18 protein-coding genes and 4 pseudogenes are annotated in these 26,063 nt (G+C 58.3%); 11 read left to right on the top strand and 11 right to left on the bottom strand.

What is annotated here, in order from left to right; all coding sequences use genetic code 11:
* Positions 1–116 precede the first annotated feature (116 nt).
* Both E2481_RS17585 and E2481_RS17580 read left to right on the top strand, forming a co-directional pair.
* Positions 117–1,424 carry a PAS domain S-box protein gene (locus E2481_RS17585; protein ID WP_136718468.1) on the top strand — a complete coding sequence of 436 codons (1,308 nt, stop codon included), beginning with the start codon at positions 117–119 and terminating at the stop codon, positions 1,422–1,424.
* 165 nt (positions 1,425–1,589) lie between these two features.
* A pseudogene (locus E2481_RS17580) lies at positions 1,590–2,902 on the top strand (RNA-guided endonuclease InsQ/TnpB family protein).
* A 102-nt stretch (positions 2,903–3,004) separates the two neighbouring features.
* Here the strand turns inward: E2481_RS17580 and E2481_RS17575 are convergent.
* Together E2481_RS17575 and E2481_RS17570 are read right to left on the bottom strand one after the other, a co-directional pair.
* Positions 3,005–6,001, bottom strand: coding sequence for a PAS domain S-box protein (locus E2481_RS17575; RefSeq protein WP_136718467.1), 2,997 nt, complete (start codon positions 5,999–6,001; stop codon positions 3,005–3,007).
* A gap of 304 nt (positions 6,002–6,305) precedes the next feature.
* Positions 6,306–7,304, bottom strand: coding sequence for an IS110 family transposase (locus tag E2481_RS17570; protein WP_136718466.1), 999 nt, complete (start codon positions 7,302–7,304; stop codon positions 6,306–6,308).
* A 655-nt stretch (positions 7,305–7,959) separates the two neighbouring features.
* On the opposite strand from E2481_RS17570, the gene E2481_RS17565 reads away from it, so the two are divergent.
* A complete protein-coding gene (locus E2481_RS17565) occupies positions 7,960–8,436 on the top strand; it encodes a DsrE family protein (protein ID WP_136718465.1) in 477 nt (158 codons plus the stop codon).
* A 549-nt stretch (positions 8,437–8,985) separates the two neighbouring features.
* Positions 8,986–9,312, top strand: a complete 327-nt coding sequence (locus tag E2481_RS17560) for a hypothetical protein (RefSeq protein ID WP_136718464.1) — start codon at positions 8,986–8,988, stop codon at positions 9,310–9,312.
* A 28-nt stretch (positions 9,313–9,340) separates the two neighbouring features.
* On the opposite strand, the pseudogene E2481_RS17555 reads toward E2481_RS17560, so the two are convergent.
* Positions 9,341–10,341 (bottom strand): annotated as a pseudogene (locus E2481_RS17555) (IS630 family transposase).
* Positions 10,342–10,871: 530 nt separating this feature from the next.
* On the opposite strand from E2481_RS17555, the pseudogene E2481_RS19250 reads away from it, so the two are divergent.
* From E2481_RS19250 to E2481_RS17540, 4 genes and pseudogenes are all read left to right on the top strand, one after another.
* Positions 10,872–11,054: pseudogene (locus E2481_RS19250) on the top strand (helix-turn-helix transcriptional regulator); the annotation flags it as partial.
* A 109-nt stretch (positions 11,055–11,163) separates the two neighbouring features.
* On the top strand, positions 11,164–11,298 hold the full coding sequence (locus E2481_RS19315; RefSeq protein ID WP_443670013.1) for a DUF7474 family protein: 135 nt from the start codon (positions 11,164–11,166) through the stop codon (positions 11,296–11,298).
* A 59-nt stretch (positions 11,299–11,357) separates the two neighbouring features.
* Complete coding sequence (locus tag E2481_RS17545) at positions 11,358–12,680, top strand: methyl-accepting chemotaxis protein (protein WP_306293932.1); 1,323 nt, start codon at positions 11,358–11,360, stop codon at positions 12,678–12,680.
* Between the two features lie 83 nt (positions 12,681–12,763).
* Positions 12,764–13,060, top strand: a pseudogene (locus E2481_RS17540) (RNA-guided endonuclease TnpB family protein); the annotation flags it as partial.
* Positions 13,061–13,308: 248 nt separating this feature from the next.
* On the opposite strand, the gene E2481_RS17535 reads toward E2481_RS17540, so the two are convergent.
* Positions 13,309–14,361 carry a transcriptional regulator gene (locus tag E2481_RS17535; RefSeq protein WP_136718462.1) on the bottom strand — a complete coding sequence of 351 codons (1,053 nt, stop codon included), beginning with the start codon at positions 14,359–14,361 and terminating at the stop codon, positions 13,309–13,311.
* 1 nt (position 14,362) lies between these two features.
* Positions 14,363–15,493: a biotin synthase BioB gene (gene bioB / locus E2481_RS17530; protein ID WP_136718461.1), complete on the bottom strand. Its 1,131-nt coding sequence runs from the start codon at positions 15,491–15,493 to the stop codon at positions 14,363–14,365.
* 193 nt (positions 15,494–15,686) lie between these two features.
* Here bioB and E2481_RS17525 point away from each other — a divergent pair, with 193 nt between their 5' ends.
* A complete protein-coding gene (locus E2481_RS17525) occupies positions 15,687–17,387 on the top strand; it encodes a methylmalonyl-CoA mutase family protein (RefSeq protein ID WP_136718460.1) in 1,701 nt (566 codons plus the stop codon).
* A 203-nt stretch (positions 17,388–17,590) separates the two neighbouring features.
* On the opposite strand, the gene E2481_RS17520 is transcribed toward E2481_RS17525, so the two are convergent.
* Positions 17,591–19,186, bottom strand: coding sequence for a class I adenylate-forming enzyme family protein (locus E2481_RS17520; protein WP_136718459.1), 1,596 nt, complete (start codon positions 19,184–19,186; stop codon positions 17,591–17,593).
* Positions 19,187–19,298: 112 nt separating this feature from the next.
* Entirely contained in the window at positions 19,299–20,108 is an 810-nt protein-coding gene (locus E2481_RS17515) for an enoyl-CoA hydratase/isomerase family protein (RefSeq protein ID WP_136718458.1), read from the bottom strand.
* A gap of 34 nt (positions 20,109–20,142) precedes the next feature.
* Here E2481_RS17515 and E2481_RS17510 point away from each other — a divergent pair, with 34 nt between their 5' ends.
* A complete protein-coding gene (locus E2481_RS17510; RefSeq protein WP_136718457.1) occupies positions 20,143–20,340 on the top strand; it encodes a hypothetical protein in 198 nt (65 codons plus the stop codon).
* Here the strand turns inward: E2481_RS17510 and E2481_RS17505 are convergent.
* Together E2481_RS17505 and E2481_RS17500 are read right to left on the bottom strand one after the other, a co-directional pair.
* Positions 20,334–20,918 (bottom strand): peroxidase-related enzyme, encoded by a 585-nt coding sequence (locus E2481_RS17505; protein ID WP_136718456.1) that lies wholly within the window; start codon positions 20,916–20,918, stop codon positions 20,334–20,336. The two genes, E2481_RS17510 and E2481_RS17505, sit on opposite strands and share 7 nt — an antisense overlap.
* Positions 20,919–20,978: 60 nt before the next feature.
* On the bottom strand, positions 20,979–23,000 hold the full coding sequence (locus tag E2481_RS17500) for an AMP-binding protein (RefSeq protein WP_136718455.1): 2,022 nt from the start codon (positions 22,998–23,000) through the stop codon (positions 20,979–20,981).
* Between the two features lie 104 nt (positions 23,001–23,104).
* Here E2481_RS17500 and E2481_RS17495 point away from each other — a divergent pair, with 104 nt between their 5' ends.
* On the top strand, positions 23,105–23,827 hold the full coding sequence (locus E2481_RS17495) for a class I SAM-dependent methyltransferase (RefSeq protein ID WP_136718454.1): 723 nt from the start codon (positions 23,105–23,107) through the stop codon (positions 23,825–23,827).
* A gap of 41 nt (positions 23,828–23,868) precedes the next feature.
* Here the strand turns inward: E2481_RS17495 and E2481_RS17490 are convergent, their stop codons facing one another.
* Positions 23,869–24,333, bottom strand: a complete 465-nt coding sequence (locus tag E2481_RS17490; protein ID WP_136718453.1) for a MaoC family dehydratase — start codon at positions 24,331–24,333, stop codon at positions 23,869–23,871.
* 4 nt (positions 24,334–24,337) lie between these two features.
* A complete protein-coding gene (locus E2481_RS17485; RefSeq protein WP_136718452.1) occupies positions 24,338–26,062 on the bottom strand; it encodes an acyl-CoA carboxylase subunit beta in 1,725 nt (574 codons plus the stop codon).
* Position 26,063: the final 1 nt, after the last annotated feature.

Raw genomic sequence — 26,063 nt, 5'->3', positions numbered from 1 at the left:
CAGCGACCCCGAACTTCTCTTTGGCCATAGCTATAACAATCTAAGAACAGCGTGCACCAAGTGTACGGCGCTTTTAATCCGTTAGAGTTGATTCAGTAAATCGTGTGAACTCTTCTATGACACGCTCTCAAACGGGGAAAACCAAGCGGCGACTTCCTGACGGATCACACATAACTGTTGTTACCGCCGATGGAGATCGTGTCCCGGTCGAGATCAGCGTTGCGACGGTCTCGCTCTCCGATGAGTCTGTGATCTACGGCATCTTCCGGGATATCTCCGAGCAGGTTGAACGCGAGCGAGAATTCAAAGCGACCACACAACGACTCCAACTCGCCCTAGAGGGAACGAACACGGGCGTCTGGGACTGGAACATCGGGACGGACAACGTACGCTGGACCGAATCTCTGGAACGACTGGTCGGGATCGAACCAGGGACGTTCGAGGGCACCTTCGATGCGTTCGCGGAGTATATTCATCCTGCCGACAGAGAAAAAGCCACTGCTACTGTTGAACAGGCCGCCGAAACCGAGAGTCGATTCCAGACTGAATATCGCATCCAGTGCAAGAACGGCTCACAAATCTGGGTCGAATCGCGAGGTGAAATCTACGACGATGGCGACGATACCAAGCGGATGGTTGGTATCGTAACGGACATTTCTGAACGCAAAGAACGAGAAACAGAGGTAACCCGGAAAACAGAGGCGATGGAGAAGGCACCGATGGGGATAACGCTCACGGACCCGAGCCAGTCAGACAATCCGTTAGTATACACGAACGAACACTACTGTGAACTAACCGGGTACCAGGAATCCGAAATCCTTGGGCGGAACTGTCGATTCATGCAGGGGCTAGAGACTGATCCCGAACCAGTTGTCGAGATACGCGACGCCATCGACAACGAAGAGCCAGTATCGACCGTGCTTCGAAACTACCGGAAGGATGGAACGGTGTTCTGGAATCACGTGACGATTGCTCCAATCAGAGACGAAAACGGCGAGGTCACCAACTTCGTGGGATTCCAAGAAGATGTTACTGATCGCATCGAACGCGAAGAACAACTGGAGTTAGCCGAGACAGTCTTCGAGAACACCCAAGATGCACTGTTCGTTGTTGATGTGACCGACGACGATACGTTCCGCGTCCAGCGTGTCAACGAGGTATACGAACAGTTAACGGGGATATCGAATGCTGAGATTGCCGGGAAGACACCGACTGAAGTCGTTGGCGACGAGATCGGGGGTGAAATCGAGTCCCACTATCGGGACTGTGTGAAACGTCGGGAAACGATTCAGTATCTCGAAGACATCCCAGTTGATGGTGAATCACGGCAGTGGGAAACAAAAGTGACTCCGATCATAGAGGAAGGGAATGTCGAGAAACTTATCGGTGCAATGCGCGATGTAACGGAGATGCAAAACGTATAGATATTTTATACGCTGAGCAGGCGCAATACCACGGCCTTCAGGCCGTGGATACGCGCCGTCACTCAGTGATCCATTCCACCGACTCCGACAGGGCCGGATATTCCACCGTTCTCAAACCAACCTTTACAAGAAAACGAGTATAAGCGATTATACAGGCGTTTCACGATGCTGGATGTCCACCGCACCTACCGAGCGAAAATCCGCAACCACTCGCAGGTCGCGGAGTCGCTCGACCGGCACGGGTGGTCGGCCAGCAAGCTCTGGAACGTCGCCAACTACCACTCCCGAGAAGTGTGGGAAGAAACCGGGGAGATCCCCGACCACGAGGAGTTGAAAAACGAGTTGAAGACCCATCCAAAATACAAGGGACTCCATTCACAGTCCAGTCAGCGCGTTCTGGAGGAACTCGCTGAAAGTTTCAACTCGTGGTACTCCTCAGACGACGAACGGGACAATCCGCCCGGCTACCGCAAAGAAAACTACTACGACCAACAGGGCCTCCGCGTCCACGAAGAACACCCGCGTTCCACCGTGACGTGGAAGCAAAACGGCATCCGTCACGACACCAAGAACAACCGCGTTCGCCTGTCAAAAGGTGCAAATCACAAGGACCGTCCCCGAGCGTGGGAATACATCCTTGTCGAGTACGAGACGCGGCCCGGTGTAGCGGTTGATAACCTGCAACAGGTTCGCGCTGTCTACGACCAGCAGAAAGAGCAGTGGGAACTCCACCTCGTCTGCAAAGACGAGATCGAGACGCCCAACGCTCCCGGCAACGAGACAGCGGGCATCGACCTCGGCATCAGCAACTTCGCCGCCGTCGCCTACAGTACTGAGGAAACAGGCCTCTATCCCGGAAACCGCCTGAAACAAGACGGGTACTACTTCTCGAAAGAAATCGCCAAATGCGACGACAGCAGTGGCGACAGGGCCACTCGACTCCACAACAAGTGGTCAGAACGCCGCACCCACTTCTTTCACTCCTTAGCGAGACACATCGTTGAACGGTGTGTTGAGAAGGGTGTTGGTCGCATCAACCTCGGGAAGCTCAACGGTATTCGAGAGGACGAGAACGGCGGGTCGAAGAACTGGGGCAAGCACGGCAACCTCGACTTGCACGGGTGGGCGTTCGACCGCTTCACCTCGATTCTCGAATACAAGGCAAAGGTTGAGGGCATCAAGGTCGTGGAGGTGTCCGAGCGAGACACGAGTAAAACGTGTTGCGTGTGCGGTAGAGAAAACGACAGTCAGCGTGTTGAGCGTGGCCTATACGTCTGTGAGGCGTGTGATGCGGCGTTCAACGCTGCGTGAACGGGGCGGAGAACATCCGCCTCAACAGCAACCAAAGTAACTCCGAGTCTGCGTCCAGTTTGGACAGGGATAGGAGTACCGGCTGGTTGGCACAGCCAGCAGTCCACCTGTATGACCTCTCCTGCGGATTCCAACCGCAACGAGAGATGGTGGACTGCAAACCTTAATATCCCAACCTCGGGATTCCTCCGCCTTCAGGCGGAGGAGGATGTCAAGTAGGGAGGTATTTGGTTCCGACCAGAACTGCTGAATTTGGCTGTCAGGAAGAGTCACTCACCGATCAGTCCAGCAGTATCGAACTCGAACCGAGCACCACCATCTCCTCCGTCAGTGACCGTTACCTCCCAGCCGTGAGCCTCTGCGATGCGCTTGACAATCGTGAGACCGAAACCTGTTCCCCCAGTTGCAGACGTGTGACCTGGTTCAAAGACCTTGTCGCGGTCGTCCGGTAGAATTCCTGGGCCATCATCTTCGACATAGATGCAGTCCTCACCAGCGCGTCCAACCCGGACCGTTACATCCTCTACGCCATGTTCCACTGCATTGCGGAACAAGTTCTCGAACACATGTCGGAGCCGATCACGGTCACCTCGTATCGTGAACTCATCGTCTATTTCGAGCGTCGCCTCGGCTGTCTCGACTCCAGCCCAACATTTACCCACCAAATCCATGACCGGAATTGAACTCATCTCACCGATAGTCTCTCCCTGCCGAGCGAGCGTCAGCGTGTCTTCTATAATACTCTCCATCCGTTCCAGCGAATTCAAAAGCGGAGCGAGGTGCTCCTGAAATTCGTCGTCAGTCCGCTCTTGGAGAATCGTTGCCCGTGACTGGGCGACGTTGAGTGGATTTCGGAGGTCATGAGAGATAACGCTTGCAAACTCGTTGAGTCGGCTATTCTGTCGCTGCAGTTCCTGCTCCCATTCTTTGCGCTCGGTGATATCACGACTGCTCACCAGTATCCCACCAATCACGTCATCGTTGAGTCGGCTTCGGAGCGTTGATTCGATCCAGCACCACGAGCCATCAGCCCGCCGAAACCGTGTCTGAACCGTCTTCGTTTCAGCAGGAGTCTCCATCACGTGCTCGATAGCGGCAGCAACAGCCGTCTTGGTTTCATCTGGCTGATAGCCGAATCCGTCGGTGCCAATCAACTCTTCTGGCTCGTATCCCAGCACATCTTCAACAGCAGGGCTGACATACGTTATTGTCCCTCGGGAGTCGATGATCGTCGCGATATCGGTCGAACTTTCGATAACCTGCTTGGACTTCTCTAGTTCTTTTTGAGACTCCTTGCGCTCGGTGATGTCCTGGAACGTCCCGTGGACGGCAACGATTTCGTCATCCTCGTAGATTGGCTCTCCGCGCGTACGAACCCAGCGTACGTTGTCGTCCGTCCTGACAATCCGCAACTCCAGGTCGTACGGTTCGCCTTCAGTAGTGAGGCGGTCGAAGGCCTCCCTGATAGTGTCTCTATCGTCTGGGTGATAGAACTCGATCCCCTCTTCAGGTGTCGGGTTCGCATCCAGCGGCAGTTCGTGGATGCGATACAATTCCTCAGACCATCGCATTCTCTCGGACTGTAGGCTAACCTCCCATCCACCGACCTTTGCGACTTCCTGAGTGTCTTTCAGGAACTGGCTGGTCCGCTCGAGTTCCTCTTGACGTTGCTGGCGTGTGAGTTCCGTCCCGACCCACTGTGCCATAATCCGAACTAACGACTCCTCAGCGTCTGTGATTGGCGCTTCACGAGATTCAGGACGCGAGAAATTAAGTGTACCATACCGGTGGTCATCGACGAAAACGGGAACCCCGATGTAGGACTCCATACCCTTGTTTTGATACGCTGGATGGTCCTTGACACCACCATCATCTGAACTGTGAAATGAGACTGGTCCGTCCGCTTCATAGACCAGCGAACAATACGTATCAGTGAGATTGAGCGAGTCCCCGGGTTCGATGGCTTCGGCAGGGCCCACGACGTCCCGGACTGTGTACTCGGAGCCGTCGATCTCCGAGAGAATCCCGACATCGAGATCGAGATACGTCGCTCCCAGATTGAGCAGGTCAGTTATTCGTTGGTTGAGTGTTCGCTCTGCATTGGTTACTATTTTCGCGAACGATTTCAGGGCGTCGTTTTGTTCTGCGATTTGCTCTTTGTTTTCTTTGAGTTCCTGCTCGCGCTGTTTTTCCTCAGTGATGTCCTGTTGAAAGCCGACAAAGTGTGAGGGGCCGTTCTCAGTTTGGACTGGTGCTATCGAAACACGATTCCAGAACTGCTCGCCATCCTTGCGGTAGTTGCGAAGTTCGACGGTTACTGATTCTTCAGCCGCAATGGCGTCACGCATTGCTGAGACTGGTTCCTCGTCGGTTGTCTCGCCCTGCAAGAACCGACAATTGCGACCCCGGATTTCCTCGGCAGCGTACCCTGTAATCTCTTCGAATCGCTCATTGACGTACGTGAGTGGATTGTCATCCTGCTGTGGATTGGATAATGAAACGCCGATCGGTGCAGCCTCGATGGCGCGCGTCTTCGCCTCAAGTTCCTGGACCCGTTGTTTGCGCTCGGAAACGTCTTCGATGATTCCAATAATATACTCTGCCCCGCCTATTTCTGTGAGATTTGCCGTCATTGACCCCCAGAACGTCTCTCCTTCAAGCGTCGTCAATTGGACCTCGTACTGCTCGACAGAGCCCGTTTCTCGTAACTGCTCACTGAATCGTTTTCGCTCGTCCGGATTTGCATAGGTATCTCCTGGAGCATGGTCCTGTAGTTCCGACTTCGAGGACGCACCAAGCATGTCGACTGCGGCCTGGTTGACGAATTCGAACCGTCCCTCTTCTCCAGGAGTATTGATACCGACAGCGACGGGAAGCGCCTCAATCGCCTGTTCGTATCGTTCGAGGTCCAACCCACGCTCCTTGCGTTCAGAAATGTGGGTAAAGAAGACCGATACACCATCCTCGTCAGGATAGACACGGACCTCAAACCACCGATCAAGTGCCTCGTTGTACCGTTCAAACGTTTGTTCTTGCCCCGTTTCGAGAGCCTCGGATATTTGTTGTTCCGCAACAGTGTCAGCTACTTCCGGAAAGGCATCCCGGATATAAGTTCCGCGAAGTGATTCTTCGGTCGCGTCAAGGAGTTGTTCTGCACGTGGGTTCGCAAATGTGTATTCGAGGTCACTGTTCAGACTGACAATGGCGTCGGAAACGCGATTGAGCACATTACTGCGCAGTGTCTCTCGACTGTCCGACTTGGTCATGGAATTGTCGTCTATAAAGGTCGATTTTTGTTAAGCATATTCATCGTGCTGATGGCATTACCCAATGACGGAGTCCAGTAGGAGTACAGAGCTTACGCGATTCACCTATGGAAAACGCTGCTACCTGAACAAACCACCGTTGGCGACAAAATGATTACGCCGCCTCGGAATCTGCTCCCCTTCCGGCCGATAGGCGGTCCTCATCGTGATGCGGTGCGGTCGCGGTCTGGCGACAGCAGTCGCTCATGGAAAGCCTCGGCCGGCCGCTGAGGACCGCCCGGTCGGCGGTCCTCAGATTCCTCGTCTACGCGCTTACACCAGGTGGATCGTACACTTCGCCTCGGGTGAGCATGTGGTACATCGACACCAGCATCTTCCGCGCTGTCGCCACAACTGCTTTCTGCGAGTTCTTTCGACTCGCTAACCGATCGTAGAAGCGGCTCAGATACTTGTCGTTACAGGTGTGGACTGCTGTATGAGCAGCCTGAACGAGCAACCACCGGACGCGACTTGATCCACGTTTCGAGATGCTCCCCTCGATCCGCGAGTCGCCGGACTCGCGGATCACCGGGTTCAATCCGACGTAACTGACAACCGCTTTGGCACCGTCAAACCGACTGATTTCACCCAACTCCGCGTAGATCGTCAATGCTGTGTAGTAACTCACACCGGGAATCGTCATCAGCAGCTGGGTCTCCTTCAGAGACCCAGCGCGTTCTTCGATGCACTCTTCGAGGTTCTGGATCTCTTCGGTGAACGTCTCGATCACTTCGAGATACGACTCCAGCACCGAATCCCACGGCGTCGGGAGCGAGAGTTCCCGCAGGAACTCTCGTCCCTCATCAGTCAACGGCTTCACATCCTCGCTGATGCCGTGATCAGAGAGCAATCCGTGAATCTTGTTGGCATACTCTGTCCGGTGTTCGACTAACGACTGTCGCCCGCGCACGAGTGCGCGGGCTTCCCTGATCTCGTCGGTCGGAACATAGCTCTCAGGCACCGAGTTCAGCCGCACCATCCGCGCTAGCTCTTTCGCGTCGACGCGATCAGTTTTCTTGTCGGTGTCAGCGATCTGATTCAGTTCCTTCGGGTGAGCAACGGTCACATCCAAATGCTCCGACAGCGTATCGTGGATGTGGTAGTAATTGCTGGTCGCCTCAATTGCGGCTTGTGCGCCAGCATACCGCTGGGCGAGGTCGTCGAGGTTCGCGTTCTCGACGCGAACCTCTTCGACGATCTCTCCAGCCTCATCCATTACTGCCACCTGTGCGTACCGTTTGTGGACATCAATTCCGAGGTACATGGTCTGTTCACCCGGGACGCCAGTGCGTGAAGCAGAGATTCACCTATTCGGGCTTTCCCGACTGGCGCGCGGCGCGCCAGTCGGGCTGTAACGCCCATGACTCGGCTTCTTTCGCACACGGACCAGTCACTCCCACGTGCTCTGAGGCACGGAATCGCGTTCGGTCTCTTGCGCCCCATGTCTTGTTTCACGCTCTCATGGAGTAGCAGCGTTTCCATCGAGTCACTCCCGCCCTGTTCGCTCCTCGGTTCCGACTGAGCGTCGGAACACTCGTCACTCACGGGAAGGGCGGGATTCTCTCGCTGTATCAAGATAGCAGTTGCCAGCAGGAGTTTTTAGATGAGAATGGGTCATCGGACCCTTCATAAGATGGTGAGTACACGCTGGACTGCAGTGAGTTGGCTGCTCACTGTGTCCGCATATTCAGCACGGTGCCTATGCCAACCGAGAGCGAGATTGAACGGTCTGTACAGGCACCTACAGATGAGGGAACCAATACCCAATCTGCACTGATAGTCGAAGACGAGACAGTACCAAATCGGAAACAACCGACTTAGCCGTAGGAAACTGGAAGAATCGAAGTTGCTGTACTGGCTGTGAATGCGGAACAATTTCGCCACAACACAATAACCCGTCCCGTGCCAAGGCGACTTGCATGGAACGACGAAGCTTTGTTTCGGCCGCCGGAACGCTTGGTGCCCTCCTCTTCGGAAGTGGGACAGCCAGTGCGACGCGTGAGAAGCGCGGGACACAGGCCCAGGATGATCGCCCGTCGCCGCCCGCGAAGACGGTCCTTCACCTGTCAAGTGGTGAGATGACTGCCTACAAGGGCGCTCTGATGAATGCACAGAACCTGCTGGCGGACGAGACGGTGCCCGTGAAGGAACTCGTCTTCCTCGCGAACGGTCCGGGTATCAAGATCTACACGCCGTCGAGCCAGGAGAACGAATTCTACGACCGCATCAACTCGTTGCAGGAGCGCGGAGTCACCTTCCGAGTCTGCCAGAACGCCATGGACATGTTCGAACTCACGGAAGACGATTTGATCGACGGTGTCGAACCCGTTCCTTCTGCCGTTGGCGAACTTGCCCGACTCCAGGAACTTGGCTTCGGTTACATCAAGGTCCCATAGCGAGCGAAGAAGGCACCTGAACAGCCACCGATCTCATCCGTTATGGCCCCTTCTTTTGTAGCCGGTGTATGAATCAGTTGGTGCCAGCACGCCGAACCGATCGGCCAGAGATAAACGAGAATGCTGTGAAGAATATAACCTCCGTATTCAGCATGCTGTTCTTGACAGAACCTGAGTTATTCCGACTGAGGTCAGTGATACAGCGTACACAGCGACCATCCGTCGATCAGCGATTGTTTTTCTCAACTGCTGCCAGGTTGGATGGACGCAGATCCCAGTGAGAGTTGCTCCCTCCATTCAACCAGCGAACGAAAGCAAAAGCGCACCCGTTCAACCGGTACTCGCTGCGCTGTCGGGTGGTTTTTAGCGCTCAAACCCATAGGCGCTGCAGGCTTTGGTCCGATAAACGGACGGAGCTACCTTTAGTTAGAGAATTAACAGCGGCCACAAATTGGAATACTCTTCGCGTGATTGGGTTACCCAGAAAAATGTACTGACAAGTCTTTACACGTCATAACATATAACCCCTTCCGCAGCAAACCATTCTCTATGAGCGGCTCAAGCTACGATAAAACGATACAATTCCGTGCCGGGGCCGAGAAAGAGGCTGCGGAGATCCTTGATGAGATACATATTGGCGGAGTCAATGTGAGCGAGCTTGCCCGAACTGGGTTGGTTGAGATGCTCCGCCGGTCGCTGGACGAACAAGACGAGATCGCGGTCTACGAACGATACAGCCGCGATGAAATCGGCGAAGATGTCGCTCGGGTTCTCCTTGGCGAGAAAATCGACCAGATGGAAGCGGAAAAAGACGCCTTCGAGTCTGCAATGGAGCGAGATACCTCAGACTTCCTCGCAGATAGCGATGGCGAGTGAGCCTCGCCACCCGATCCTATAGTAAACACTAGAAGTAATTGCTCACTTTGAGAACGGAAAGTTGGTCGAGAGCGGTGTCGATCGCTGTTGTAAGATCGTCGAGCGAGTCAAAGAACCGATTGCTGAGTGCCGCTTGGAGCTGTCTTCAACACTCCTCGACCGGGTTCAACTCCGGCGAGTACGAAGGCAGCGTAACGAAGGCGAGGTCGTCACGGGCCGCCAAGTCCGTGACGGCCGACGCCTGAAAATACGGTGCTCCATCCAACACGACGATCAAATCATCTTCAAATTCTTTGCATAACGCAAGAATGAAATGTTTCGCATGATCGGCGGTGACGTACTCTTCAAATCAGGAGAAAAAGCGATCACCGTTCTCGGTAATCGCGCCCAGTAGATACGTCCAGTCGCGTTGGCCAGACAGTTCGACAAAGGGCCGCCTGCCGCGCAAAAACCACGCGGCACGCGGTTTGACGTGGAGGGATTTCTTGGTTTGATCGAGGCAGACTACGGTGGTGTCCATCTCCCGCCGCTTTTTTTGAGTTCGTCGTGGAACTCTTCTTGCTCGCCTTCGTCGGCTTCGGCGGCTGAACGGCGTGGTTTCTGATAACTCAATCCCGCTTCTTTCAACAACCGCCGACAACTCGGGATTGAGTATTCGACATTGTACGTTTCCTGAAGATATTCCTGGGCGACCGCCGGCGACCACGCCGGCGCGTCGATCCCGACTTCTTCGGGTGGATCGTGAACTGTTTCTTCGAATTTTTCTTGCTGTAATTCTGAGAGCTTACGCTTTCTCCCAGTTCGTTTATCATCAGATACAGCCTGCTCAAGCGACTCGTCGGTCTCGAGTCGCTTGAGCCAGCTATAGATTGTGCGTCACTCGACATCGTACCACCCGGCTAACTCGGTTTGTGTGACTCCATTCTTGTACGCGATTGCCGCTAATAGCCGTTTTGTTGGCTTCTTTCCCTCTACATTGTCGAGAGCTCTTTGCAGTTCTTCGACAGAGATCTCGTCAAGGTGATCCACTGTCTACTGCAACACATTTCGAGTAAAAAGTTCTACCGGATACTATAGGTATACGACGGTAGTGTCGTCGACGCACCTGTTGGAGATGGAACCCACTACTGAGGGTGGAAGGGTCCCGAAAGCGACTACGAACTCGGCACTGTCGACAAGTAAGGCCGAGTCGTTGTCGGCTATCAGTTCGACTGGCGATCAACTGTCCGGGGTCCAAAACGCGACCAGGTCTATGTCAAGACTGGTTCCTCCGGTTCCATGGCGGCATCCAATCCCAATTCGAAGTCGACCACAATGCAGTAGATCTTGACAGTCAGGAAATAGAAGCGAAACATTAAAATCTGCCAGACAACTAGGAAATCGCGGACGTGCAACGAACGTGCCCTGAGTGCAGTATTCCGGGAACAGACCAACTCTCCCCCACCATGAGTTCATCAGAATCCCCCCGACAGAACGAACCGGTATCGGCAGTTGACCTACTCACGTTCGAGAAAGAAATTCTGTACGCGATCGCAGAACTCGAAGTCAGCAGTCAGGAATCGTACGGGCTCGGGATCAAACGCGAACTGGAAGCCGTGCTCGACGAAGATATCAACCACGGACGGCTGTACCCCAATCTCGACAACCTCGTCTCCAAAGGCCTCATCGAAAAGTCCGAGCTTGACAAGCGAACCAACCTGTACCATCTCACGAACACTGGAAAAGACTTGATCCAGGACTACGACGATCGGCTCAGCGACATCGCCAACAAGATCTAGTTCGAGCAGAGTTCTGTTCCAAACCTTTTGTGTCAATATTGCGGTTGTGCGACCGTCGTAGACGTTTCTCAGTATGTATGGTGACTATCTCTGTCCCGATTGTGGTTCGTGCACGAACGCTCACGATCCGCAGTGTAGCTACAATCAGGCCTCTCATGCCGATGTGGAGAAGGAGTATACTGATACCATCAGTCGTTTAAACCAATGAATGTCATAACCTGAGAATAAACCTAACAATTTAAAAAACTCGATTTTGTACGCCAAAGTATGGCCAGTAAGAGAACAACATCATCTAGTAGGTCTGACCATTCACAGAGCATTTTTGCAGGGAAACAACTCGCAGAAGAGGAATTGCGAGAAACCCTCAAGAACAATATTCGTGCCATCATGGAGTCGACGGGAGCTGCAATGCGGATTCTCGATCTGGAGTTCAACGTCGTCCTCGAAAACGAGATGATGAAAGAGATGGGTGGCGTCGAAGCCGAAGAGAATGACTCGCTGAAGTGTTTCGACCAGTTCTGTAACCCTGAGGTGTGCGGGACCCCGAACTGTACGCTGAAACAGATCGTCGATGAGGGGCAAGACGAGATCCGCGTCGAGGTGGAGAAGGAGAGCTACGACGGGCGTGTGATTCCCACCGAGCTGGTGGTCAGACCGATTCACGACGAGCAGGGGAACGTGGTCGGGATTAGCGAGACCTTTCACGACATCTCCACGCGACGCGAGGCGACTGGGAACATCAAGAGTGCCGTCGACGACCTGAAAGTCTCATCCCAACACGTCGCCGAGAACTCCGAGGACATCAGCGCGCAGGCGAGCAACCAACTCGAGTCCATCAGCGAAGTGGCGAGCGAGGTGTCCTCGCTCAGCGCGACTGTCGAGGAGATCGCCGCCACAGCCGACGAAGTCCAAGGGATCAGCGATACGGCACGTGAAAAGGCGGAGAACGGAGAGGATGAGGCCACCGAAACGATCGAGATCATGGACCAGGTGGAGTCAGCGTCCGATGACGTGATGGGTGACGTCGAGGAACTCCAGGAGAGCATCCAGCAGATCGACGAACTCGTCGATGTGATCAACGACATCGCGAGCCAGACGAATATATTGGCGCTGAACGCCTCCATCGAAGCCGCACGCGCTGGTCAGGCCGGCGAGGGCTTTGCCGTCGTCGCCGACGAGGTCAAGAGTCTCGCGGAGGAGTCACAAGAACGCGCCAGTGAAATCGAATCCATCGTCGGTGACATCCGCGAGAACACTGACGACACAGTCCAGAGCCTCAAACAAACCAACGAGGTCGTTGAAGATGGCGTCGAACGAGTCAACAGTTCGAGCGAAACGTTCCAAGAGATCGCCTCAGTCGTCGAGGAGGCCTCCGATGGGATCGACGAAGTCGCAGCCGCGACCGACGATCAAGCTGCGAGTGCTGAAGAAATTGCAGCAATGGTTGACGAGACAACAGATGGCTTCCAGCAGGTTGCCGATGAAGCACAGCAGATCGCCTCCGCCAACGAGGAACAGACCGCACAAATCGAAGAGATCAGCCGTGACGTTGATTCATTGAACGAACTCGATATCCAATCCGAACTGTAACGACGAGTATCTGAGTCGCTTCTACGAGCGGTTAGCGAGTCGAGAGAACTCGCAGAAAGCAATCGTGGCGACAGCGCGGAAGATACGAGTGTGGTCACATCGGGCACCGGAACGGCGACGAGTTCCGGTGCCAGAACGACGAGTGTTGGGTATCGGAGTACCACGCAGACATCAACGCGGCGGTCAACATCGCTGACCGCCATGACCCGTGGGGTGAGAGCCTACCGCTGAAACCGGCGGGCGATGACATCTCACGGGATGGGAGCACCTGTGACAGCGCCAAGACCTCGTTCGAGACGGCGGAGCCGTCTCGTGATCACGAAAGACGCGACGCGTCTTTCGAACGACACCGAGAGACGAGCGAGAACCCTCGTAGATGACCCTCTCGACGTTCCACGGGTCGGAACCCTCTGCCAGCAACAGCGAAACGTAGCTGGTATTCCCGTGCCGGGAAGCCACCCCGTCGTCGGGCTTTGCCCGACTGCCTGAGGGATCTTCGATCCCCTTCCGTTTACGGCGCGGAGGATGTCACGAAGCCGGGTTAAATCCGTGGTCAGTCATCTATCCTTCGTGTCGAAAAAATAGCGTGTATGTGTGAGATTCCACCGTGGGCCGAAAACGACGCTCCTCAGAAGCCGGGCATCAGATCGGCCGGGCCGAACACGCCGTACTCCCCGGCGCGGTTGCGACGAACGCCCGCCTTCAGATACCCCAGCGCCGGACCGTTGACGTTCGCTTCCATGCTGGTGTCATCGTCCAACTGGAACGTGTTCGTGCCGGTCTCGCCGTCGAAGGTTGTCCCGGTAACCCTGACAGTGGTCGTCGTGGGCTTTGCATCGGAGGTCACGTCGAGGATGCCACCGACGGTCACGTCTTCTTTGTCACAGATGCCGGCTCGTTCTAGCAGGACATCATCTGCGTGTTCCATGTCCTCGAATTCAATGACGCCCCCGTGATCGTCGATGACGGCTTCGATCTCCTCGTCGCTCATCTCGCGGGCGTCCTCGATGGTGTACCCGTCCAGATGAGCAATGTCCTCGCGGACGGTGCCGCGGTTGTCCTCGTAGCCGGATTTGAGACCGACGCCCCACCAGATGTCGACCGACTTGACTTCGACGAACGACTGGGCGGCGATGGCCGCGGCCCCAGTCAGGAGTCCCGGCGTGGCACCGGCTCCACACACGAAGGAAATTCTCGAATTCTCGAACGTGTCGGCCTTCTCGTCGAGCAAGTCGATGACGCGCGAGCGCTTGAGCACGTCGACGAGTACGCCCTCGTAGTCGGCCTCTGCAAAGCGGTCTGCGACACGAGGGATGAAGTCGTGCTCGAAGTTCGGTAGCGCGATGAGCACGGCGTCGATAGCATCGCTAGCATCGATAATGTCCTCGATGGGTGTCTCGGTCGGGTCAGCCTGCACCGAGGCCGCGACACCTTTGTCATGACCGGACTGCTTAACGCCGCCGTTGGCGTTGTTGGCGGCGGCGGTTGCGCCACCGTCGCTCGCGATGTTGCCCTCTGTCGCCGCGAGCAGTTCGTCCACGTCCAGTCCGTCGTGGTCGACGGCGACGCCGTGGCGGTCACAGGCCGCGACCGGCCTGAGATTGTCCTTGTCTTGGGAAACTTCGAGCGTTCGTCGTCCGATGCCACCAGTTCCGAGTACTGCAAAGTTGATGTCGTCCATATTAGTCGTCGATTTCAGCGTTGCTCGTTGCCGTTCTTGCTGCCGTTTCGATCGTTCCATCGTTAGCAAGACCGTCCTCGTCCGCGCGGGCTTTGACGGCCTCCTTGTCGAACTCGTTGGCGTCCATGTTCGGCTTGAGTCCGGCTTCTTCCATCACCTTGATATCGTCTCCAGCTGACTGTCCGCCTGTGGTAAGGTAGTCGCCGGTGAGAATCCCGTCGGCACCGGCCTCGAACGGCAAGTGCTGTTCGTCCGTGTCGAGGTTGACCTCGCGGCCACCAGTCAACCGGACCCGTGCCTCGGGATGGAGCAGTCTGTAGACGGCGATGGTTTTGATGATCTCCTCGGTAGAGATGTCGGCCGCCTCGCCGAGTTTCTCGCCGAGCGCTGTTCCGGCAACTGGGTTGAGGATGTTCACCGGAAGCGATGAGACGCCGATGTCCTGGAGTGCGATGGCTGCGTCCACGCGATCGGTCGGGGATTCACCCATACCGAGGATGACGCCCGCACAGAGGTCCATCCCGACGTCATTGGCGAGTTCCAGCGTTTTCACGCGGTCCTCGAAGGAGTGGGTATCGATTATCTCCGGAAAGAACTGTGGCGAGGTCTCGATATTGTGATTGTAGTGGTTGATGCCTTCGGCGGCGAGAATTTCGGCTTCCTCCCGCGTGAGGATGCCCAGGCTAGCGTCGACTTCGACATCGGTCTCATCTCTGACGAGCCTGATCGCGCGGATGACGTCGGCCCACTCCTCGGGTCGCTTGTCCTTCGAGACGCCTTTTTCGGCGACGACGATGCCGAACCGCTGAGCACCGTCGCGCTCCGCGCGCTTGGCTGCCTCGAGGATCTCCTCAGGGTCGAGGAAGCCGTAGGTCTCGATGCCGGTATCGAAGTGTACGGATTGGGCACAGAACCCGCAATCCTCGGCGCAGTTGCCTGCCTTCGCGTTTACGATGGAACAGGCATCGACTGTGCCGTCGCCCAACTGCGAGCGCACGTGGTCGGCTGCCGCTGCGAGTTCATCAACCGGCTGGGACAGCAACGCCAATCCGTCAGTCCGGTCCAACGTCTCCCCGTCGAGTACGCGTGCGACCGCTTTACCGATCGTTCGGTTGTCCGTTTCGTAAACCACGATACCAGTACTGGTTTACAGCATCAAAAACATTTTGTTATTTCAACCGCCGATCAAGTTCCTCAATTACCCTCCCCTGACTGCTCTGTTCCGGGAGTCGATTTCGAGGGCTTGACGAGAACCGGTATTTTCGCACCGAACCAACGTGATTCTGGACCGAACTGTTAACTCCCAGTTGATCTAGAGTAGATGTATGTACGACGAAGACGAGCTCGAATCCATCAGGAAGCAACGCAACCAGTGGGAACAAGAGACGCTAGACCCGGTACTCGACGCCCACGGCGAGCGCCGTAAGCGGTTCGCGACCGTCTCGAACATGGAGACTGACCGTCTGTACACGCCCGAGGACGTAGCCAACTTGGACTACGAGGACGACCTGGGGTTCCCGGGGGAGGAGCCATTCACTCGCGGGCCGTACCCAACGATGTACCGCGGCCGCACGTGGACGATGCGCCAATTCGCGGGCTTCGGCACCGCAGAGGAAACGAACGAACGATTCCACTACCTCATCGAGAACGGCCAGACTGGGCTCTCGACGGCGTTCGATATGCCGAGTCTGATGGGGCTGGACTCCGACCACAAGATGAGTGATGGGGAAGTCGGCAAGGAAGGTGTCGCTGTCGACACACTCCGTGATATGGAAATCCTCTTCGACGGGATCGACCTTGGCGAGGTGTCGACTTCCTTCACGATCAACCCGAGCGCGCCGGTCGTCTACGCGATGTACGTGGCGCTAGCCGACCAGCAGGGCGTTTCCCGCGATGAGATACGGGGCACCTTCCAGAATGACATGCTCAAAGAGTTCATCGCTCAGAAAGAGTGGGTCGTTCCACCCGAGCCATCCCTCGATGTCGTGACGGACACCGTCGAGTTCGCCATCGAGGAGACTCCGAATATCAAGCCCATCTCGATTTCGGGCTATCACATCCGCGAGGCAGGCTCGACGGCCGTGCAGGAACTCGCGTTCACGCTCGCGGACGGGTTCGCATACGTCGAAGACTGTCTCGACCGCGGTATGGACGTCGACGAGTTCGCCCCACAGCTTTCGTTTTTCTTCAACTCGCACAACTCCATCTTCGAGGAAATCGCGAAGTTTCGTGCCGGCCGGCGCATTTACGCACGGGTTATGGACGAGTGGTTCGGTGCCGAGGATCCGAAGTCCAAACAGATGAAGTTCCACACTCAGACGGCCGGCCAGTCCCTGACCGCCCAGCAGCCTCTGAACAACATCGTTCGGGTGACGATCCAGGCGCTCGCGGGCGTGATGGGCGGGACACAGAGCCTCCACACCAACAGCTTCGACGAGGCGCTGGCCCTGCCTAGCGAGGAGGCCGTCAGAGTCGCGCTTCGAACGCAGCAGATCATCGCTGAGGAGTCCGGTGCGGCTGATATCGTCGACCCGATGGGTGGCTCGTTTGCCATCGAATCCCTGACCAACGAAGTCGAGGAGAAAACCATGGCCTACATCGAGGAGATCAAAGAGATGGGCGACGGCTCCGTTCGGGACGGCGTTCTCGCCGGTATCGACCAGGGCTACTTCCACCGCGAGATTCAGGACTCGGCCTACGAGTACCAGGAACGCGTCGACGCTGGCGAGGAGGTCGTCGTCGGCGTCAACGAGTACAGCATCGAGGAGGACACGCAGCCGGACGTGCTCAAAGTCGACGAGGACGTGCAGGAGCGCCAGCGCGAGCGCCTGGCCGACGTCAAAGCCGAGCGCGACGACGAGGCCGTCGAGGCGGCACTGGCGGCTGTCCGGGACGCCATCGAAAACGACGAGAACGTGATGCCCCCGATTATCGAGGCCGTCAAGGCCTATGCGACGATGGGCGAGATCATGTCCGCCTTCCAGACGGAGTACGGAAGCTACCAAGAGACGGTCACGCTCGCCTGACCGGCCCGTCGCTCTTTCTGCTGCTGTCGTCACCGATCGTCACAGGGCAGTGACGGCACCTGCTACAGGTCGCGACCCAGCGTGTGGACCTCGTCGTTCGGGCAATTATCAGATATCTGAACTATACGGTTCGAGAAAGTAAAGAAGGACGTCATGGGACTAAACGGTCGAGAACGATCCGTGCTCGATGCGAGGGCGGTCAATTATCCCTGGCCGACCATCCGGTCCTCGTCGTCCCAGTACTCCTTGCGAATCTCGTATTTTTGGACCTTGCCGGTCGCAGTTTCGGGCAGATCATCCTGGAACTCGACGCTCGTCGGCGCCTTGTAGTGAGCCAGTTTGTCCCGGACGAACTCGATCACGTCCTCCTCGGTCGGGTCTGCTTCGGGCTTGGAGACGACGATTGCCTTGGGCGTCTCGCCCCACTTCTCACTCGGAACGGGGACGACGGCGGCTTTCTGGACGTCCGGGTGATCGAAGAGGACGTCCTCGACTTCGATAGAGGAGATGTTCTCCCCGCCGGAGATGATGATGTCCTTCTTGCGGTCCTGGATGGACACCATCCCGTCCTCGTCGATGGTTGCGAGGTCGCCCGTGTGGAAGTAGCCGGGCAGGCGGTCGTTGAACGCCTCCTCCGTGATCTCGGGCTTGTTGAGATACCGGTCCATCACCTGATTGCCGCGGACGACGATTTCGCCGATGGACTTCCCGTCGCGGGCGAAGTCGGACCCGTTCTCGTCGACGACGCGTACGTCCGTACAGAGGGTTTCGGCCCCCTGTTTGACCTTGAGCGAGCGGCCGCGCTCGGCGAGGCGTCGCGGCGAGTTGCTGGTCGTGATGATCGGGGCCGTCTCCGTCAGGCCGTAGATGTGGATGATCCGCCAGCCGAACTCGTCTTCGACGGTCTCGATGGTGGCCGTCGCGGGTGCGCTCCCGGCAGTCGCGATGCGCAGGTCACGGTCGCCCGTCGTCTCCACGTCGTTGTTCTCGTAGAACTGGATGAGGTTGTTGAGGACCGTCGGCGCACCGCACATGTACGAGACGTCGTACTCGCGAATCCGTCGGAGCGCGTCTTCGGCGTCGAACGTCCGCTGGCAGACGTGGGTGGCGCCGGTGCCGGTGATGGCGTACGTGTGCCCCCAGCCGTTGCAGTGGAACATCGGCAGCGTCCACAGATAGTTGTCGTCGTCACGGATCTCCATGTGCTGGTTGAGCACGAGCGCGTGCCAGTGCTCGGTCCGGTGGGTACGGACGACGCCTTTCGGGTCGCCCGTCGTCCCGGAGGTGTAGTTGATGCTCGCGTCGTCGTCCTCGTCGATGTCGGGGCGGTCGGGTTCGTCGGTCGACTGGTCGGCCAACACCGCCTCGTAGTCCTCCCAGTCGCCGTCGATGCGGTCGGCCTCGTAGCCGATGAACGTCTCGGCAGGGACGCCCTCGCGAATCGGGTTCAGGTTCTCGGCGAACTGGTAATCCGCGATGACGGTGTCGGCCGCACAGTCGTCGAGGATATACTTGAACTCGTTGGGCTGCAGGCGATAGTTCAGCGGGACGAACACGGCACCGAGTTTGTTCGTCGCGTACAGGGTCTCGATGAAGTAGTGCGTGTTCGGCGCCAGCAGCGCGACGCGGTCACCCTGATCGATGCCGCGCTCTGCCAGCGCGTGAGCCAACTGATTGACCCGCTCGTTGACCTCTGCGTACGTGTACTCGGTCCCGTCGTGCGCGACGATTCCCGTCACGTCGTCGTAGTTATCTACGGCACGATCCAGGTAGTCGAGCGTCGTCATCTGACAGTGCATCGGTGATGACTAGACTATTTACACACCTCCGACTAATGTATTCTCCTACGAACACTCTATTATATCTACATTATGAGCGCAGTGAATGGCGTAATGGTCAATCGAATGGGGATTAATTCCCCGGCCACTCGTCCGTGGTCAGGGGTTCGCCATCGAGAAACGCCGCAATACCTTCGTAGGCATCATCAGTGGTACAGAGCTCTGCGAACCGTTCGTTCGAGCGGGCGACCGCGTCGTCGTATGTGTCGTCGGCCATGTCGTAGAACAGTTTCTTTCCCATCTGGACGGCGACTGGGCTTTTGGAGGCGATGGTTTCGGCGAGGTCCATCGCGGCCTCGACGTGTTCGTCCGCCGGGACGACGCGGTTCACGAGGCCCCACTCCCGAGCGGTGTCGGCGTCGATCAACTCGCCCGTCAGGAGCAGTTCCAGGCAGCGCTTCCGCGTCATCGTTTCCCGCAACGGGACCGCGGGCCCCATACAGAACAGTCCGACCTTCGGGGCCGTGGCACCGAACTGCGTGCCGTCGGCCGCGACGGCGAGGTCACAGGCGGCGACGAGTCCGAGGCCGTTCGCCGCCGCGTGGCCGTGGGCGGCCGCGATGACCGGCGTCCCCATCTCCCCGAGCGTCAGGAACGGCTCTTCCATCCGCGCGACCCAGGTCTCGTACTCGGATTCAGTGTCGTGATTCCCGTGTTCGGAGACATCGATGCCCGCGGAGAACGCCTGGCCGTTCCCGGAGATGACGATGGCACGCACGTCGTCCGTCTCCTCGAACGTCCTGAGTGCCTCGTCCAGTTCACTCGCCAGGTCCGTGCTGAACGTGTTCATCGCCTCCGGCCGGTCGAGGACGATATGCCCCACGTGGTCAGTTCGCTCGGTCGCGATGGCAGACGCGTTGCTCTCTGTAGTGTCCGATTCCATGCGTTGGCTAGGTCTCGGATGGAAAAAAACCCCCATGGTTGACGCGATCAAAAGCTGGGTGATGGCTCCGTTCGGGACGGCGTTCTCGCTGGCATCGACCAGGGCTACGTCCTCCGCGAGATCCGGGACTCGGCCGACGAGACCGACGATGAAGGGAGATTTTGGCTACCTTCCAGAACAGCGAACGGGCCAGCACGGCGAGGGAGCCGGCCGGAACGGTCGGAGCTACTGATCGCGGCCGAGGTCGTAAAACTCGTCGTTCGGCCGGATGTCCGCGAGGTGGACCAGTCGGTTCGAGAGGTTGAAGAAGGCGGCGACGCTCCCGATGTCCCAGATTGCCCGTCGGCTGAATCCGTGCTCTTCTAGGCGTTCGAAGTCCGCTTCGGTCACGCGCTCTGGGTCCTCGGTAAGCTTGACGGCGAAATCGAGCATCGCTTTGTGGGTGTCGCTTACGTCCGCCGTTCGGTGGTTGGTCGCGAGTTGCTCGGCGATTTTGGGCGCTGATGCGTAGATACGGAGCAACGCGCCGTGGCCCACGACACAGTACAGGCAGTCGTTGACGCCGCTTACGGCCACGATTATCATCTCCACTTCCTCCCGTTCGAGTGCCGTGTCCTCGACGAGAGCGTCGTGGTAGTCGAAAAACGCCCGGAAGTGGGACGGGCGATACGCCATGGCCGGGAAGATGTTCGGCGTGAATCCGGCCTGTTCGGTCTCGTCCTCGATTCGCTCCTGCAGGTCCGCCGGGAGGTCCTCGATGTTCGGTACCTCGAATCGTCGCATTACGTCGTTGGTCTCTGAGTCAGACATTCGTTCGTTCATTGTTGCTTGTAATCAAACACAATGCTTGCTGTCGCAGTCGGCCGATTGCTATCGCGCGTTCTCGACTTCGTCGAGGGCGTCGGGGTTCTCGATGCTGGACATGTCGCCCAGTTCCTCACCGGTGTAGGTGGCTTCGACGGCCCGGCGGATGATCTTGCCCGATTGGGTCTTGGGGAACTCGTCGACGAACAGCACTTCCCGCGGTCGGAAGGGCTTGCCGTGTTCTTCCCCGACGATGCCTCTGATTTCCGTACGCAACTCGTCGATCTCCTCGACGCCCGCCTCCGTAATGACGTAGAGCACCACGGCCGTTCCGGTCGTGTCGTCGGGAACACCGACTGCGGCGGCCTGATTCACGTCTTCGTGTTCCATGGCTGCGCCCTCGATCTCGGCGGGACCGACCTTCCGGCCGGCGACGTTGAGCGCGTCGTCGGCCCGCCCGTGGAGGAACCAGAGATCGTCCTCGTCTTTCTGGGCCCAGTCGCCGTGGTCCCACAGCGGCGGATCCTCGAAGGACGACCAGTACTCCTCGAGGTAGCGCTCGTCGCCGCTCCAGAGCGATTTCGTCATTGACGGACAGGAGTCGCGCGCGACGAGGAAGCCGCGCTCGTGCGTGTCGGCGATGGACTCGCCGGCGTGGTTCACGATATCGATGTCCATGCCGAGGCCGGGACCGCCGAGTGTGCAGGGTTTGAGCGACTGGGTCGGCATCGGCATGAGGAAACAGCCACAGATTTCGGTACCTCCGCTGATGTTGATGATGGGTGTGTCGCCGCCGCCAACCGTCTCGTAGAACCATTGCCAGGACTCGGGGTCCCAGGGTTCACCGGTCGACCCCAGCAGGCGCAGCGATGAGAGGTCGTGGCCCTCGACCCAGTCGTCGCCCTGCTTGCGGAGCGCGCGGATCGCCGTCGGGGAGATGCCGAACTGGGTGATGCCGTGGCGGTCGATCATCTCCCAGAACCGGTCGGGTTGGGGGTGGTCGGGCGCGCCCTCGTACATGAAGATCGTCCCGCCGAAGGTGTGATTGCCGATCAAGGTCCAGGGCCCCATCATCCAGCCGATATCGCTGACCCAAAAGAACCGATCCGCGGGTTGCAGGTCGAACCCGAAGTAGAGCTCCTTTGCACACTGCATCTGAACGCCCGCATGGGTATGAACGATACCCTTGGGTTTGCCGGTGGTGCCCGACGAATACAGCAGCATCGACTCCTGGTCGGCGGGCAGGGATTTCGTCTCGTATTCGTCGCTCTGAGTCTCGACAGCGTCAGCCCACCACTCGTCGCGACCGTCGGACATCGGGATCGAGAGGGAACTGTCGGGGTCGCTCGCGCCCAGTCGGTCGAAGACGATGACCGATTCGACGTCGGTATCGGCCTGGTCGATGGCATCGTCGGCGGTTTCTTTCAGCGTCACCTCGCTGCCGCGACGCTGGAAGCCGTCGCCGGTGAACAGCACCGAACACTCGGGGTCCTCGATGCGGGTCGCCGTCGCTTCGACACCGAACCCCGAGAAGATGGGCACGGCGATCGCGCCGACCTTGAAACACCCGTAGAGGATCGAGATGACTTCCGGCACCATTGGCATGTACAGTGCCACGGTATCGCCGGTGTCGATGCCGCGTGCTTCCAGGGCGTTGGCGACCGCGTTCGACTGGCGGTACAGTTCGTGGTAGGTGACCTCTCGAATGTCACCGTCTTCTCCTTCCCAGATACAGGCAACCTTGTTTCGAGTCTCGCTGTCGATGGCGGCGTGCCGGTCCACCACGTTGTGGCCGATGTTGAGTTCGCCACCGGGGTACCAGTCGGGGAACTGCGGGCCGTCGCTGTCGTCTCGCACCTGATCGTAGTCCTCGAAAAAGTCGATATCGAGGTAGTCGACCAGTTCGTCCCAGAACCAGTCGACGCCGGACTGATCGAAGCCGTCGATCTCGGTAGTCGTGCGCTCTATCAGTTCCTCGTAGTCGTCGATCGCGTAGGTCTGCATAAACTCCCAGACGTTCGTCGACTCGATGAACTGCTGACTCGGTTCGTGAACGATTTCGTCTATCTCCGGTGGTGTTTCTGTCATAACTATTTCCTATCTCGGGGGCCGTTGGTTGGCGAGCGATACGTCGGGATCGTAGGCGGTTGCCAACGGGAACGTCTATGTGCCCGCTGGCCGTGCTGGCGGATATGAAAACCGTCGTCCGGGCGAATTTCGACGCCAGCGTCGAGGCCTACAACAGATACGAGCGGCGAACCGGCCGGTTCACCGCACTGGCGCGCCTGCTGGTTGCCGAGATGAGTGCTCACGGCGAAGGTGCGTTCGACGCCGTCCTCGACGCGGGTGCGGGAACGGGCGTGAGTACGCAGGCGGTCGCCGAGCGGGCCGACAGGCCCGTCGCACTCGATATCAGCCGCGAGATGCTGACTGAAGTCGCGTCGGCGCCGCGCGTCGAGGCCGACTTCGACCACCTGCCCTTCGCCGACGACACGTTCGACGCCATCGCTTTTACCGCTTCGCTCTTCCTGGTTCCCGACCCGGCCGTCGCCACCCAGGAAGCGGCCCGCGTCCTCCGGTCTGGGGGCGTCGTCGGTGCCGTCGCTCCGGTTGGCTGGGTCACTGCGAACGGGACCGACGTCTTCGCCGATCTCGACCGCGAGTCGCGCTCGCCGACGGGCTCCGAGGACGTCGAGCGTGCCCTTGCAGACGAGTTCGCGGTCACCACTGGCACCTGGCGGTTCGCGACGACCGCAGACGACGTCCGGCTCTTCCACAGCATTCCGGCGATGGCTGCGCGGCTCTATCCGCGACTCGAAACCGAAAAACGCGTCGATAAGACACGCGAACTGCTCGATACCCTCGAAGGTACCTTCGAACAGCGCTGGCGATGGATCGTCGGCGTCGTCGAGTAGGCCGCCGCGCGTCTCGGTTCGCCAGCAGTGGGGCGCCATCGTTACTCCGCGTGTTCCCGTTTCAGCGAGAGCGCGGTCCGATCGAACTCACAGACGACGGGTTCCTCCTGGTCGTTCACTTTGAACACTTCGACGTGCATCGTGACGATGCCGCGCTCGCCGTCGCTGGTCTCACGCTTGTCGGTCACTGTCGACTGGACCCGGATCGTGTCACCGTGGAAGACCGGGTTCGGGTGCTCGACGTTGTCGTAGGAGAGGTTCGCGACGATGGTGCCGTCCGTGGTGTCCGGGATGGTTAGCCCGACGGCCAGACTCATCGTGTAGAGCCCGTTGACCAGTCGCTCGCCGAACTGCGTGTCCGCCGCGAACTCCGCATCCAGATGCAGCGGTTGCTGGTTCATCGTCATGTCGCAGAACGCCTGATTGTCGCTCTCGCTCACGGTGCGTCGCTTGTCGTGTTCGATTGTCTCGCCGACCTCGAACTCCTCGTAGTAGCGTCCTGTCATGGGTTTAGAGGATCGTCCCGTGTTTCTTGTCGGGCAGGTCCTTCTCGACGGTCTCGTAGAACGCAAAGCGGTTCGTCAGTTCCTCTCGGAGCGAGGAGGGCGGGACGATCTCGTCGATGACGACCTCGCTGGCCATCCGGTGGATGTCGATGTCCTCGCGGTACTCCTCGCGGAGTTCCTGCTCACGCTGTGCGCGTTCCTCCTCGTCGTCGATCTGGGAGAGCTTTCGGGCGTAGACGGCGTTAATCGCCGCTTCCGGACCCATGATCGCGATCTCGCCGCTGGGCAGCCCGATAACCGATTCGGGATCGTAGGCGGGACCGGACATCGCGTAGATGCCCGCACCGTAGGCTTTCCGCACGACGACGGACTGTTTGGGCACCGTCGCCGAGGAGGTGGCGTAGATCATCTTCTTGCCCTGTTCGAGGATCCCCTCCTTCTCGACACCCGACCCGGCCATGAAGCCCGGCGTGTCACAGAGATACAACAGCGGGATGTTATAGGCGTCGCAGGTCCAGATGAACTCCGCGGCTTTCTCGGCGGCGTCCGGGAAGATCGCGCCGGCACGGTGGTTGGGCTGGTTGGCGACGATCCCGACCGGGCGGCCGTCGATCCGGGCGAACGACGTGATGATCTCCTTCCCGTACTCAGGGCGGAGTTCGAGCGTCGACCCGGCGTCGACGACCCGGTCGATCACGTCGAACATATCGTAGCCCTTGTTCGGTTCCTGCGGGACGATCGAGTCGATACCCTCCGGCGAGAACTTCGGTGCCTCGCCGCTGGTCTGTGGCGGGTCCTCGTCAGAATTATCGGGGAGATAGCCGATGAGTTGGGCGACGAGTTCCCGCGCGTGTTCCTCGTCGTCGGCGACGAGATCCGCGCTGCCTGAGTACTGTGCGTGGACGTCCGGCCCACCCAGATCCTGCAGGTCGATCTTTTCGCCGGTGACCATCTCGACCATCCGGGGGCTGGCGATGGCCATCGCGCTCATGTCCCGGACCATGACGGTGAAGTCCGCGAACACAGGCGTGTACGCCGCCCCGGCGATACATGGCCCGTACAGCACGCAGATCTGTGGGACGCGCCCCGAGAGCATCGAGTGGTTGTAGTAGTACTTCCCGATGCCCTGGCGGTTGGCGAAAAAGCCAGACTGCTGGTCGATGCGACCGCCCGAGGAGTCCATCAGATAGAGGACCGGCCGGCCGGTTTTGAGCGCCCGTTCCTGCATCCTGAGGAACTTCTCGACGCCCTTCGCGGCCATACTCCCGCGTTTGACCGTGTAGTCGTTGGCCATGTAGTGCAGGTCGCGGCCCTCGAACTCCGCGGCCCCCGTGATGAGACCGTCTGCGGGTAACTGGTCTTCGGCGTCGAACTCCGCGAACTTGCCGTCCTCGAACAGGCAGTCCTCGCCGAACCACAGGTCGATTCGGTCCCGGACGAACAGTTTGCCTTCCTCGGGCAGTTGTTCCTTGTACTTCTCGGGCCCACCTTCGAGGATTTCCTCGATCTCGTCGATCAGTTCCTCCTCGCGAGCTGTCGGCCCGAGGTCGTCGTCCACCGGTTCCTCGGTCGATTGTTGAGACCCGCCTCCGCCGTCGTACGACGCGCTCCCAACTTCCTCGCCGCTGTCGACGACGAGTATCACGTCGTCCTGGAAATGGGTTGCCAGTGCATCGGCGATCGCCTGGGCCTCCGATTCCGTCGTGTCGTCTGAGACTCTGATTCGCATG

The sequence above is a fragment of the Halorientalis salina genome (assembly GCF_005049285.1).
Classification (GTDB): Archaea; Halobacteriota; Halobacteria; order Halobacteriales; family Haloarculaceae; genus Halorientalis; species Halorientalis salina.
Note: the sequence above shows the minus strand (reverse complement) of the source record. Positions and strands in the feature narration are given on the sequence as shown.

What these genes read in the sequence shown, in the direction of transcription:
- E2481_RS17585 (WP_136718468.1), top strand. Translation starts at nt 117, where the DNA reads ATGACACGCTCTCAAACGGGGAAAACCAAGCGGCGACTTCCTGACGGA.
- E2481_RS17490 (WP_136718453.1), bottom strand. Translation starts at nt 24,333, where the DNA reads ATGACAGGACGCTACTACGAGGAGTTCGAGGTCGGCGAGACAATCGAA.
- E2481_RS17520 (WP_136718459.1), bottom strand. Translation starts at nt 19,186, where the DNA reads ATGCACTGTCAGATGACGACGCTCGACTACCTGGATCGTGCCGTAGAT.
- E2481_RS17510 (WP_136718457.1), top strand. Translation starts at nt 20,143, where the DNA reads ATGGTTGACGCGATCAAAAGCTGGGTGATGGCTCCGTTCGGGACGGCG.
- E2481_RS17515 (WP_136718458.1), bottom strand. Translation starts at nt 20,108, where the DNA reads ATGGAATCGGACACTACAGAGAGCAACGCGTCTGCCATCGCGACCGAG.
- E2481_RS17495 (WP_136718454.1), top strand. Translation starts at nt 23,105, where the DNA reads ATGAAAACCGTCGTCCGGGCGAATTTCGACGCCAGCGTCGAGGCCTAC.
- E2481_RS17500 (WP_136718455.1), bottom strand. Translation starts at nt 23,000, where the DNA reads ATGACAGAAACACCACCGGAGATAGACGAAATCGTTCACGAACCGAGT.
- E2481_RS17535 (WP_136718462.1), bottom strand. Translation starts at nt 14,361, where the DNA reads ATGGACGACATCAACTTTGCAGTACTCGGAACTGGTGGCATCGGACGA.
- E2481_RS17525 (WP_136718460.1), top strand. Translation starts at nt 15,687, where the DNA reads ATGTACGACGAAGACGAGCTCGAATCCATCAGGAAGCAACGCAACCAG.
- E2481_RS17505 (WP_136718456.1), bottom strand. Translation starts at nt 20,918, where the DNA reads ATGTCTGACTCAGAGACCAACGACGTAATGCGACGATTCGAGGTACCG.
- E2481_RS17570 (WP_136718466.1), bottom strand. Translation starts at nt 7,304, where the DNA reads ATGTACCTCGGAATTGATGTCCACAAACGGTACGCACAGGTGGCAGTA.
- E2481_RS17485 (WP_136718452.1), bottom strand. Translation starts at nt 26,062, where the DNA reads ATGCGAATCAGAGTCTCAGACGACACGACGGAATCGGAGGCCCAGGCG.
- E2481_RS17575 (WP_136718467.1), bottom strand. Translation starts at nt 6,001, where the DNA reads ATGACCAAGTCGGACAGTCGAGAGACACTGCGCAGTAATGTGCTCAAT.
- E2481_RS17545 (WP_306293932.1), top strand. Translation starts at nt 11,358, where the DNA reads ATGGCCAGTAAGAGAACAACATCATCTAGTAGGTCTGACCATTCACAG.
- E2481_RS19315 (WP_443670013.1), top strand. Translation starts at nt 11,164, where the DNA reads ATGTATGGTGACTATCTCTGTCCCGATTGTGGTTCGTGCACGAACGCT.
- E2481_RS17560 (WP_136718464.1), top strand. Translation starts at nt 8,986, where the DNA reads ATGAGCGGCTCAAGCTACGATAAAACGATACAATTCCGTGCCGGGGCC.
- E2481_RS17565 (WP_136718465.1), top strand. Translation starts at nt 7,960, where the DNA reads ATGGAACGACGAAGCTTTGTTTCGGCCGCCGGAACGCTTGGTGCCCTC.